Below are 11,357 nucleotides of genomic sequence, written 5' to 3'. Positions count from 1 at the left end.
AAATCGAAGAGGCCGCAATGCTGTAGCCCGGTTCGCCGCCGATCATTTGCTGAATATTAGCGATCTGCCGGGCGCTATCCCCGATGCTGAGGCGTTGCCACGAGCTCGAGTTTGCTGGAACGACTACCCCTGGACAGGGTGCTACCGAATGGGCGGACCGGCCATCCGGTACGCGGGTGTGATCTGCCCGACAGTGGAGGGCCGGTCGGTCAGCCGCCGCTGTGCATGACGTCGGCGGCGGCCGGCACGGTGTCGTCCTCCGGGTCGTCCAGCCAGCCCTCCGGCAGCGCCACCTTGGCCTGCGGCGACCCCTGTCTACCGCGCGGGCCGGTGGCCTCGGTCGGGAACGGGACGTCCGGCGATAGTTGCGCGATCAGGTCTTCCAGCTGGGTCAGGCTGGAGACCGTGGCGAACTCGCGGCGCAGCTGGGAGCCGACCGGGAAGCCCATCAGATACCAGGCCATGTGCTTGCGGATATCCCGCATCGCCTTGTCGGCGCCGTCATGCTCGACCAGCAGCCGGGTGTGCCGGTACAGCACCTCGCCGACCTTGCCCAGCGTCGGGCCCGCCGGGATCGGCTCGCCGCGCAGGGCGGCGCTCAGCTCGGCGAACAACCAGGGCCGGCCCAGGCAGCCGCGGCCGACGACCACGCCGTCGCAGCCCGTCTGATCGCGCATGAGCAGCGCGTCCGCGGCGGAGAAGATATCGCCGTTGCCGAGCACCGGAATCGTGGTGACGGCTTCCTTCAGCCGGGCGATCGCCGACCAGTCCGCGGTACCCGAATACAACTGCGACGCGGTGCGGGCGTGCAGCGCGACCGCCGCGGCGCCCTCGGCCTCCGCGATCCGGCCGGTGTCGAGGTAGGTGTGGTGGTCGTCGTCGATGCCGATGCGGAACTTGAATGTCACCGGGACGCCGGCCGGCTCGGCGGCCTTGACCATCTCCCGGACGATATTGGCGAACAGCCGCCGCTTGTAGGGCAGCGCGGAACCGCCGCCGAGCCGGGTCACCTTCTTGACCGGGCAACCCAGATTCAGATCGATGTGGTCGGCCCAGCCCTCGCCGACGATGATCCGCACCGCCTCGCCGAGGGTGGCCGGGTCGACGCCGTAGAGCTGCATCGAGCGCGGGTGCTCGTCCGCGTCGAAGGACATCATGTGCAGTGTTTTCTCGTTGCGTTCCACCACCGCCCGGGCGGTGATCATCTCGCACACGTAGATGGAGGTGGAGCTGCCGAACTCACGGCACAGCCTGCGGAACGCGCGATTGGTGATGCCCGCCATCGGCGCGAGCACGACCGGCGGATCGACCGGATACGGCCCGATCGCCAAGGTGCGCTTCGCTTCAGCAGTCACAGTCACACCGTCCAGTGTCTCAAACGCCGATCTGCCAGCTCGAATGCCACCTGTGTCGTTCGTGGGGGCGCAGTGTGCACTCAGGTGACCTCAGTAGCCTGTACCTGGGATATCGCAGACGAAACACCCGTTGGAGAGGACCTGATGGCAGAGAACGAAGCTGAACAGCCGGTGAAGCTGGATAAGCAGAACGACGCCGATTCGGCCGCGGCGACCGCTCCCGATGCCGCGCGGTACCTCGCTCCGGCCCGGCAGTCCGGCGCCACGGTGTCGCTGCCGCTGTCCTCGCTGCTGCTCGGCGCGCTCGCGGTGGTAGCCGTCGTGCTGGCCGGTGTGTTCGGGTTCCTGTGGCTCGGCGCCAAGGGCGATCTGGACGAGCAGAACGCCCAGGCCGCCGACGACCGGCACGCCGAACAGGTCGCCACCGATTACGCGGTCGGCGCGGCCACGGTCAACTACCAGGACATCAACGCCTGGGTCGCCAAGCTGAAAGCCAATACGACCCCGCAGCTGGCCAACAAATTCGATGCGACCGCGCCGAAACTGGAACAGATCTTGGTCCCGTTGAAGTGGACCTCGACCGCCGCGCCGATCACCGCCAAGGTGATCTCCGAAGACAATGGCGTCTACAAGGTGAATGTATTCGTCAACGTCTCCTCGACTAATGCGCAGAGCCCCGAAGGCGCGCAAACCACGGTCACCTACAACGTGACGCTGGATCAGAAGTCGGATTGGAAGATCAGTGATGTGGGCGGCGTCGACGGCGCATTGCCGTTGAAGTGATCGCCGAGGTTGAACCAATAACCTCGCCGCCTGTCAATGGATTAACGAACGAGCCGCTCCGGATAATCCGGAGCGGCTCGTTTCGTATTCGATTGTGTTGCTGGGAGTGGGTTCTCAGCCCCGCGCTCCGGTGTCGACCAGCTCGCGCTTCTTGGCCTCGCGGGCCAGCATGCGGTCGCGCTGCTCCTCGAACTTGACCACGTCGCCGGCCAGCTTCTCCAGGAACAGGCCCAGGCGCTCGCGCACTTCCTCGCCGCGGGCGGTGAAGTCGCTGCGCTCGAAGATGTCCCACTTCTTCAGCACCGGCTGCACTACTTCCTCGAGGTGCTGGCGCAGGTCGTAGATGCCGTGCTTGGCCATGAGTACGCCGTTGCGGCGGAAGTTGGGCATGCCGGCGCCAGGCATCTGGAAGTTCTCCAGGATCAGCGTGATCGCCTCGATGGCCTGGTCGGGGCTCAGGTCCAGGGCGGCGCCGCACATGTTGCGGTAGAAGATCATGTGCAGGTTCTCGTCGGCCGCGACGCGCTGCAGCATCCGGTCGGCGATGGGGTCGTCACAGACCTTGCCGGTGTTGCGGTGGCTGACCCGGGTGGCCAGCTCCTGGAACGTCACGTACGCGACGGAGTGCAGGAATCCGGCGTCGGCCTCGGTGGGGGAGGCGAAACCGTTGGTCATGTGGATCATTCGCGCCTGCTCGAGCGCGACCGGATCGACGCCGCGGGTGACCACCAGGTAGTCCCGCATCACGATGCCGTGCCGGTTCTCCTCGGCGGTCCAGCGACCGACCCAGGTGCCCCAGGCGCCGTCCATGGAGAAGTTCTCGGCGATCTCGCGGTGGTAGGACGGAAGGTTGTCCTCGGTGAGCAGATTCGTGATCATGGCCGCCTTGGCGACCTCGTTCAGCTGGGACTGCTCCGGGTCCCAATCCACCCCGCCGAGTGCCGCGAAGTTGCGGCCTTCATCCCACGGGACATAGTCGTGCGGATGCCATTCCTTTGCCAGGGAGAGGTGCCGGTTGACGTTTTCTTCGGCAACCGGCTCCAACTCCGTGAGCAGCTCGAGTTGAGTCAGATCCCTTGCCATGTAATAGCCCTTCATTGAGTGCGTCCACGCTTGCAGGTCTTCCCCGAGTAGACCATGCCGATGCGGCCATACCTTACGGCACCGTAGGTGTGATGCGAAACGCATACACCTGACAAATCGTGCCCGGTGATGCACCTCATACGACACCGTCGGCGTACCCCCGTCGGCCCGAGTGTAGGCGTCGACGGTGAATTCCCCGGTGACGCGGGATCGACTGCGGCAAGCATTGGGTGGTCTATCGGAACTTGCCGGAAGTTGTTAGCGCGCCGGGTGTGGCGCGTGGTGTGCGCGGGCCGGCGGGCGGTGCGGCGAGTGCCCCTGCGCGGGGCCGTGATCGGGCTTCTCCGGCCCGGGAAACAGGTCAGGCGTCCGGTGGGGACCGGACGCCTGCGGGAGTGCCCCCAGTAGGGCTCGAACCTACGACCTGCGGATTAAAAGTCCGTAGCTCTACCAACTGAGCTATAGGGGCGCGAGGGGCAGTGTAATAGGCGTGGGGCGGAACCCATAACCGGGGGAGTGGTCGGGTTCGGTCGTGGCGCGGTCCGGCGGTGTGCGCCCCCGGGCCGGGTAACGCGTGGGCCGGTCGCAGCGATCTTGGCGGTAACTGGTTGGCCCCCAGCTTTGTTCATTCGCGCGGCTCCGGGATACCATCGAAAAATGTTGTGCACCAAAGGCTTTGAAGCCGCTGGGGGTGTGAAGACGGAGTCCGGGGGCGGATGTCTGAAACGCGCGGCCTCGGCCCGCGGGGCCGGGACCAGCGGCGACCGCGCCGGCCGGTTCGGGTGAACGCCGCTGCGGCGCTGGCGAATTCGGCGACCGGCCAGACCCGGGGCGAAGTTAGCGGATCATTTGCTGTAACGCTTAGTTCGACATCCTGGCTATCTGACTCTTCAGTTTGCCGCGTGTCGGATGACGATTCCGGGTACCGTGACGCATTGGTGAATTCCGGGCGAATCGTCGGCGCGGCCGGTGGTCCGGAATTCGGCTTATCGTTGTTGTGCCCCAAGCTGACAAGCAGTCGCAAGCGACGCCGCAGGAGGCTGATCCGAGAAGTAAGTCGAACCCGGGTGCGCACCCCCTGCAGCGCACCCGGGCAGGAAAACTATACCAGCTGGTGTGTTTCAGGTTTCCCGCAAGTTTTCATACCAAAAGTTTGAAACCTGGGCGATAAACCGGTTTGAAGTATTGAAAAATCCCATAACTTCGCGCCAAGGGGTCCGTTCCATTCCGGGGGGTTCGATTGGCGGCGATAAGGCTTCGGAGGCGTTTCGAGCATGGCACGGCAGCAAGAGCGGGCCCGCCGAACACGTGCGGCGATAATCAGGTCTGCCGCCGTTGAGTTCGGGAAGAGCGGCTATGCCGCTGCATCGCTCAACCGCATACTGGAAGGTTCCCGCGCGACCAAGGGCGCCATGTACTTCCATTTCGATTCCAAGGAAGACCTGGCGCGTGCGGTCCTGGAGACGGCGGTGGAGCGGTATCGCGCCTCCGCCGAACGTTGGCTCGCGCGAACGGATCTCGGTCCCCTCGACACCCTGCACGGGATGATCGACGAGATGGCGTTGCGGCTCGAGCACGACATCATCGTGCAGGCCGAGAACCGGCTCATCATCGAGCCCGACTTCTACCGGGACGTGCAGTCCGGTGGCGGCCGCATCCTGGCCCGGGCCACGCGCACCCTCGCGGTGCGCGCGATCGAGCACGGGCAGCTACGTCAGGACGCGGACCCGGATCGCTTCACCCGCACGCTCACCGCCGCCCTGGCCGGCCAGCGCTACCTGGTCGATACCCTCGGCGGCGACATCGATCTGCGGGCCCGGTTCGCCGAGGCGCTGGAGGTGATCGTGGAAGCGATGGCCGCGCCGGAGTGGACCGAGAAGTTCCGGGCCGATGGCTGGCGCGCCTCGGCTCGGCTCGAAGAGCTCGGATTGGGTCTCTGACCAGCCGATTTGGAAGTCTCACCGAGGCTGTCATAAGCTATGCGAGCTCCCAACGGAACGCAACACACCGTTGAAAAGCCGGTCCGGAGAAATCCGGGACGAGCCCCCTTCGTCTAGCGGCCTAGGACGCCGCCCTTTCAAGGCGGTAGCGCGGGTTCGAATCCCGTAGGGGGTACGGTCTTCGGACTGTTGGTAGCACAGCAAGGCCCTGTGGCGCAGTTGGTTAGCGCGCCGCCCTGTCACGGCGGAGGTCGCGGGTTCGAGTCCCGTCAGGGTCGCAAGTGTGTGAACGCCGGAGCAATTCCGGCGTTTCGCATAGAGCATGGCATTCGTTCCGGGTGCCTGCGGCCAGGTAGCTCAGTTGGTACGAGCGACCGCCTGAAAAGCGGTAGGTCGCCGGTTCGATCCCGGCTCTGGCCACATATCGAAATCCCCTCGACGCAGTTGGTCGGGGGGATTTTTTGTTGATCGGTGAGATGCTGGTGGTATGGCTGATGAACAGTGGTACTACTGCCTGAAGCATCATCGGGCTGAGCAGGGAAAGAAGTGCTGGTTCGCGGATCGGATGGGGCCGTATCCGGATCAGGCCACCGCCGAGCGGGCGCTGGAGATCGCGCAGGCGCGCAACGAGCGGGAGGATTCCAAGGACTCCTGGGGGAACTGACGGAGTTCCGGAGGGTCTAGGTGGAACTGCTCAGGGCACGGTCAGATCGATCAAGTACGGTTTCTCGGTAAGTTTCGTAGGAATCCGACGAATGCTGGTGAGCAGGGAGGGCGACCCTTGAGGGTTACCGTTGTTGTGCCGACCTACAACGAGCGGGAGAATCTGCCGGTGGCGGTGGAGCGGCTGACGGCGCTTCCGGTGTCCGATCTGCATGTGCTCGTGGTTGACGATAGTTCCCCCGACGGGACCGGTGAGGTGGCCGACAAGCTGGCCGCCGAGCTGCCGAACGTTGTCGGGGTGTTGCACCGAACCGAGAAGGACGGGCTCGGGCGCGCTTACGTCGCGGGCATCACGCGCGCGCTGGACGAAGGCGCCGACGTGGTGATCCAGATGGACGCCGACCTCTCGCATCCGGCCGAGGTGATTCCGGCGATGCTGGAGAAGCTGGCGACCACCGACGCGGGCGTCGTGCTCGGGTCGCGGTACGTTCCCGGCGGATCGACCGCCTCGGAATGGAAGTGGTACCGCAAGGCGCTCTCGGCGTGGGCCAACTTCTATGTGAACCTGCTGCTGCGGCTCGGCGTGAAAGACGCCACCGCCGGGTTCAAGGCGTGGAAGGCGGATACGCTGCGCGCCATCGACGTTGCCTCGATCAAGAGCAACGGCTACTCGTTCCAGGTGGAGATGAACTACCGGACCGTGAAGAAGGGCTTCCCGATCGCGGAGGTGCCGATCCGGTTCGAGGAGCGCACCCTCGGCGCGTCCAAGATGAGCCTGAAGGTGCAGTTGGAGTCGGCGCTGATGCCGTGGAAGCTGCTGTTCGGCCGTTCGGTCTAGCTTCGGCGAACGGAAAGGGCCCCGCATCCGTTGGGATGCGGGGCCCTTCGCGTCGGCGGGTGTCACGCTTCGATCAGCTTGCGGCGCAGGCCTTCGGTGGCGACGACGAGGGCGGGGACCAGCGTCAGGTGCGTGACCGACAGCGCGATCGTGGAGGCGGTGTCGAAGTCGGCGCTCACGGTCATCGCGATGGTGCCGACGGCGAGGACCGAGCCGACCACGGCCGCGACCCGGAGCACGCCGACCCACTTGTAGGACAGCAGCGCGGCGGCGCCGAGGCCGATCAGCATGGGGACGAGGGTCAGCGTGATGATCCCGCCGGGCGCCACGCTGGCTTTAACGCCGGCGTTGGTCATTTCGAACGTGCCGCCGGCGGCGGCGCCGATCAGCCAGACGACGATGTTGGCCAGCAGCGCGGCTGCCGTCGCGCCGAGGACGGCGACCGGGCGGTTCAGGGCGGGGATGCGGAGGGTGGTGCCGGGGATGGCGGTCGCGGTGCTCATGATGATCTCCTGTGCTGAGGCTGTGAAGTTCGTGTGAGACCATCCTGAAACCTCAACAATTGTTTGGGTCAACCCCGCAGCGGCACAACGTGTTCCAGATCACTCAATGGGTGGCGTCATCATGCTCGGATTTGGCATCCGGCCAGTTCAGCAGGGTGTCGAGATAGAGCTGCCGGACCGCGGCGACCTCGTCGTCCATGGCCGCCGGGTTCCAGCCGCTGACATCGATGGGCGGCAGCAGGGCGACGTCGACCGTGCCCTTGCGCGCGATCATCGAGTTGCGCCAGGAGATTTCGCCCGCGTTGCGGATCACCACCGGGATCACCGGGACCCCGGCCTGGTGCGCGATATGGAACGCGCCCTTCTTGAAGGGGCCGACTTCCGGTGTGTAGGAGCGGGTTCCCTCCGGCGAGATCGCGATCGACAGCCCGGCCCGCAGCGTCCGCACCACCGGCGCCAGCGCGGCGCGGGTCTGCGTGGCGTTGCTGCGATCGATGAAGGTGACGCCAACGAAGCGCATGAGCGGTCCGAAGACCGGGTTCTTGGTCAGTTCTTTCTTGCCGATGCCGGTGACGCCGCCGTCGAGCACCTTGGGCACGATGATCACGTCGAACTGGCTCTGGTGGTTGAACAGGAACACCGCGGGCCGGGGATCGTGCGCGTAGCCGGCGCCGTCGGTCACCCGCAGGCGCACGCCGAGCACCTTCAGGGTGGCGCTGGTCCCGTAATCCATCAGGGCGTCGGCCATCTTGCGGCGCTGCCGGGTGTAGGACTTGCTCAGCACACCCGCGAACGCGCCGCCGAGCAAGGCGATGAACGCGGCGATAGTGCGTAGGTAGTCGACCGGGCTGGGGGACTGGCGGGGCCGGAACGTCAGGGCGGGCCACTGCCGTTCGGCCGCGGCGACGGTGAGCTTGCGCTCCGGATTGACCGCGGTCGGGTGCGCGACCAGTGCCAGCAGCGGCAGGTCGGATACCCCGTCGGTGTAGGCATAGCTCTGCGTGAGATCCACGCCGTGGGTGGCGGCGAAAGTACGCACCGCGTCGGCTTTGCCATTGCGCCACAGGGTTTTGCCCTCCGCGTAGCCGGTGAGCACGCCGTCGACGGTGGCCATCGGCGTGTACAGCACGTGCGGAATACCCAGTTCGGCGGCGGCGGGCGCCACCTGGAAGCGAGTCAGCGCGGTGACCAGCAGCACGGTGTGGCCCGCGGCCTCGTGCGTCCGGATCAGCTGCCAGGCTTCGGGATAGAGGTGCCCGTAGATGGTGCTCTTGAACAACTTCGCGCCGAGCTCGTCGAGGTCGGCGGCCGGCTGACCGGCCAGCGCGAGGGAGGCCTGCTGTAAGAACCGGCTGTACTCGCCGTCGGATAGCCCGTTGCGGATCCCGCCGAGCAGGGTCGCGGCCGCGGTCGCGCTGTGCCTACCCGCCCCGCCTGCCATCCCCCAGGGCTGGAACATTCGCCGGTACAGCCGCGGTCGCGCGAAACCGTCTACCACGGCGCTGAAGTCGAACACGGCGGCGATCTGCGGGCCCTGCGGCCCGGTGCGGATCTGGGCGAGGGTCTCCTCCAGGTTCACTGCGCGGGCTCCCGGTTGGACGGGTCCAGGGCGGCGGCACGGGAGATCCGGGCGGTGATGGTGCGCAGCTGCCGCGCGAAGCCCGCACGGCGCTCGGACAGGTCGGCGCGCTCATCGGTCGATTCCGCGCCGGCCGGCGTCAGCAGGCCGTGGTTGTCGGCGAGTTTGAGTGCGCTGGTGAACAGTTCGGTGGAGACCGACTCCGGGCTGTGCAGCCGCTGCTGCAACATCATCTGCCTGCCGACCTTCACGCACTCGTCGATGAACTGCTTGCGGTCCACCTCCTGGGCGGCGTCGCGGGCCTCCAGGCGTTCGGCGACCACCAGCTGGGCTTCGAAGAACGAGCGCAGCACGCGGTGCGCCATCATGAATCCGGAGTCGGTGAGCTTGCCGAGGATGTCGGTGCCGAAGGTGTCCTCGCGGGTGTGGCTGCGCCACTGCGGGTCGACCAGCAGCATCTCGGCGGTCATCTGCGCGGCGAAGTCGGTGCGGTCCGGGAAGAAGAACTCGAACTTGAGCAGATCGCGCAGCCGGAACGCCTCCTCCCAGCCGGCCCGCAGCTGATCGGGATCCGCGGAGTCCATCGCGGCCAGGATCGACAGCTCGAGAATGGCCCGGTTGACGAACCAGTGCACGCCGCTGTTGCGATAGAACGCGGCCTCCAGGTGCGCGCCGGGCTCGATGGAGAACACCGGCTCCAGGCCGCCGCGGTAGATGGTCACCACCTTGGCCAGCGAAAGCTGTTCCAGCACCACGGCCAGGCTCTGCTCGTCGCGCAGCGCGGCGAGCTCGCCGCTGGGCAGGCCGCGTTTGTCGATGTAACGCAGGACCGGGTCCAGCACGGCCCGCACCTCGCCGAGGGTGAGCGCGCGGTCGTGCACGCCGAGCAGCGCCAGCGTGGCCAGCGCGTTCACGGTGATCGGGGTGACCGCGTTGATCCCGACGGCGATCTCGAAGGCCAAGCGCTGCACGGCCTTCCGCTCCAGCTCTTCGACCTCGGCGTCCGGGGCCGCGACGCGGTCCGCGCCGCGGTCGTCGGTGCGGTGCAGCGGGATCGAGGTGGGGGGATCGCTCAGCGGGTCGCCGTGCGCCGCGAGCCGGTCGCGCGCCGAAAGCGGTTCGCCGAAACGGACATACACGTGTCCGGCCGAATGCTGCTGGCTGCGCACGTACCGGGCCAGCCAGGCCAGCCCCTCCGGCTTCTTCTTCCCGCCGACCTGTTCGTGGGCGATCGCGCCGAGCTCGTTGAGCCGCTCGTAGGTGATCGACACCGGCACCAGCAGGACGTCGTCCACTCGATTCCGGCGGACCGCGGCCGCGAGGTAGTTCAGCAGTCCGTAGCGCGGCGGGCGGAGCTTGCCGGTCCGGGTGCGCCCGCCCTCGAAGTACCACTCCAGATTGAACCGTTTGGCCAGCAGGTACGCGAAGTACTCCTCGACCACGGCCTTGTACACCTCGTCGTCGCCGAAGCTGCGCCGGATGAAGACCGTGCCGGTGCGCCGCGCGATCGGGCCCATCGGCCAGAAACTCAGGTTCGCGCCGCCGATCACGTGGTTCGGCGGAAAGTCGTTGCGGGCCAGCACATCGCCGAGGACGAACGCGTCGACATAGGAGCGGTGCGAGGGCAGGAACACCAGTGGGTAGCGGCGATTGAGCGTTTTGAGCGTGGTCAGGCCGGATTCGTCGGTGTCGACCTTCCAGGTGGAGGCGTGCACCGGGCGCATGGCCTGGGTGAACAGGTCCGATACCAGGCGGGACTGCGCGGCGACCAGTTCGTTGAGCGCTTTCTCGGCGCGGCGGTACACATCCTGGGCCGGGGTATCGATCTGGTCGGCGATCAGTTCGAGCCGGCGCAGGAACTCCGGGGAATCCAGGATCTCCTCGGCCACCAGCCGCGGCACCTTGTACCGGTCGCCGATGATAGTGCGCTCGGCGCGTTCCAGCGCGACCACGCCGGCACGGACGATGGCGCGGGCGAGCGGTTCGCCGGAGCCCGCCGACTGCATCGCCGTCGCTTCCGGGTTATTCGCTCGAAGTTCGCTGAGGAGTGCGGGCTGGCCGGTGAGCACCACATGCCGGTCCGGTTCCCGGCGCGCCAGCCGGCGCTGCGCCAGGCGGTTGGGCTTGCGCGGGTTGGTCATCGTGGCCAGGTCGGTGAAGGTGATGCGCCGCACGCCATCTCGCTCCGGCGGCAGCCACAGCACTCGCACCGGAACCACCAGCGGATCGTCGCGGCGGCCGACCAGCCGGGTGGCGATCGCGCCCGCGTCCAGATCCAGCTGGGTCACCGGTAGCTCGCCGCCGAACTCCGCCGCGATGCCGCCGGCGTTGAGCCAATCCCCGATGATCTGCCGCTCGACGGGTGAGGACGCTTCGATCAGGGCCACCACCGATTCGGGCGTCGTGCGCTGAGCCGGTGTGGGTGCACCTCGGCCGTGATCGATCATGATGTCCCTCCGCAAACTGGCGATCCCCCTATTCAAGCGCCACCGAACGGATCGCGCAGGTATCTCGGGGTCTGGAGTCGGGAAGTGATCTTCGCCGCTGAACCGTAGCCGGAGCCAGGTAATGCTAACCTTACCTCCTTGAGTTAGGTCAGCATTACCTTGGAGG

9 protein-coding genes and 4 tRNA genes are annotated in these 11,357 nt (G+C 66.7%); 7 read left to right on the top strand and 6 right to left on the bottom strand.

The window, feature by feature from the left end; genetic code table 11:
- Positions 1-209 precede the first annotated feature (209 nt).
- Positions 210-1,331: a tRNA dihydrouridine synthase DusB gene (dusB, locus tag AB0M14_RS02840; RefSeq protein ID WP_364991242.1), complete on the bottom strand. Its 1,122-nt coding sequence runs from the start codon at positions 1,329-1,331 to the stop codon at positions 210-212.
- Positions 1,332-1,499: 168 nt separating this feature from the next.
- Here dusB and AB0M14_RS02835 point away from each other — a divergent pair, with 168 nt between their 5' ends.
- Positions 1,500-2,138 carry a hypothetical protein gene (locus AB0M14_RS02835; RefSeq protein ID WP_364987897.1) on the top strand — a complete coding sequence of 213 codons (639 nt, stop codon included), beginning with the start codon at positions 1,500-1,502 and terminating at the stop codon, positions 2,136-2,138.
- A gap of 114 nt (positions 2,139-2,252) precedes the next feature.
- Here AB0M14_RS02835 and AB0M14_RS02830 read toward each other — a convergent pair whose 3' ends face one another.
- The gene (locus AB0M14_RS02830; RefSeq protein WP_364987894.1) at positions 2,253-3,221 is read right to left on the bottom strand and encodes an acyl-ACP desaturase; all 969 of its coding nucleotides are present in this window, start codon (positions 3,219-3,221) and stop codon (positions 2,253-2,255) included.
- A gap of 396 nt (positions 3,222-3,617) precedes the next feature.
- Positions 3,618-3,690: transfer RNA gene (locus AB0M14_RS02825), tRNA-Lys, on the bottom strand.
- An 805-nt stretch (positions 3,691-4,495) separates the two neighbouring features.
- Between AB0M14_RS02825 and AB0M14_RS02820 the strand changes: the two genes are divergently transcribed.
- The 6 genes from AB0M14_RS02820 (at position 4,496) to AB0M14_RS02795 (ending at position 6,662) form a co-directional block, all read left to right on the top strand.
- The gene (locus AB0M14_RS02820; RefSeq protein ID WP_364987891.1) at positions 4,496-5,161 is read left to right on the top strand and encodes a TetR family transcriptional regulator; all 666 of its coding nucleotides are present in this window, start codon (positions 4,496-4,498) and stop codon (positions 5,159-5,161) included.
- A gap of 102 nt (positions 5,162-5,263) precedes the next feature.
- Positions 5,264-5,336: transfer RNA gene (locus AB0M14_RS02815), tRNA-Glu, on the top strand.
- 29 nt (positions 5,337-5,365) lie between these two features.
- Positions 5,366-5,439 (top strand) — tRNA-Asp (locus AB0M14_RS02810).
- A 68-nt stretch (positions 5,440-5,507) separates the two neighbouring features.
- Positions 5,508-5,581 (top strand) — tRNA-Phe (locus tag AB0M14_RS02805).
- A 67-nt stretch (positions 5,582-5,648) separates the two neighbouring features.
- Complete coding sequence (locus AB0M14_RS02800; protein ID WP_364987887.1) at positions 5,649-5,825, top strand: hypothetical protein; 177 nt, start codon at positions 5,649-5,651, stop codon at positions 5,823-5,825.
- 117 nt (positions 5,826-5,942) lie between these two features.
- Positions 5,943-6,662 (top strand): polyprenol monophosphomannose synthase, encoded by a 720-nt coding sequence (locus AB0M14_RS02795; RefSeq protein ID WP_364987884.1) that lies wholly within the window; start codon positions 5,943-5,945, stop codon positions 6,660-6,662.
- A gap of 62 nt (positions 6,663-6,724) precedes the next feature.
- On the opposite strand, the gene AB0M14_RS02790 is transcribed toward AB0M14_RS02795, so the two are convergent.
- The 3 genes from AB0M14_RS02790 to AB0M14_RS02780 form a co-directional block, all read right to left on the bottom strand.
- Positions 6,725-7,165 carry a DUF6069 family protein gene (locus tag AB0M14_RS02790; protein WP_364987881.1) on the bottom strand — a complete coding sequence of 147 codons (441 nt, stop codon included), beginning with the start codon at positions 7,163-7,165 and terminating at the stop codon, positions 6,725-6,727.
- 103 nt (positions 7,166-7,268) lie between these two features.
- The gene (locus AB0M14_RS02785; RefSeq protein WP_364987876.1) at positions 7,269-8,744 is read right to left on the bottom strand and encodes an HAD-IB family hydrolase; all 1,476 of its coding nucleotides are present in this window, start codon (positions 8,742-8,744) and stop codon (positions 7,269-7,271) included.
- Complete coding sequence (locus tag AB0M14_RS02780; protein WP_364987872.1) at positions 8,741-11,191, bottom strand: glycerol-3-phosphate 1-O-acyltransferase; 2,451 nt, start codon at positions 11,189-11,191, stop codon at positions 8,741-8,743. The genes AB0M14_RS02785 and AB0M14_RS02780 overlap by 4 nt, the downstream gene beginning before the upstream one ends.
- Positions 11,192-11,357: the final 166 nt, after the last annotated feature.

Origin of the sequence: Nocardia sp. NPDC051832, assembly GCF_040681285.1 — a bacterium.
Taxonomy (GTDB): domain Bacteria; phylum Actinomycetota; class Actinomycetes; order Mycobacteriales; family Mycobacteriaceae; genus Nocardia.
The sequence above is the reverse complement of the archived record's forward strand: the minus strand, read 5'-3'. Positions and strand labels throughout refer to the sequence as shown.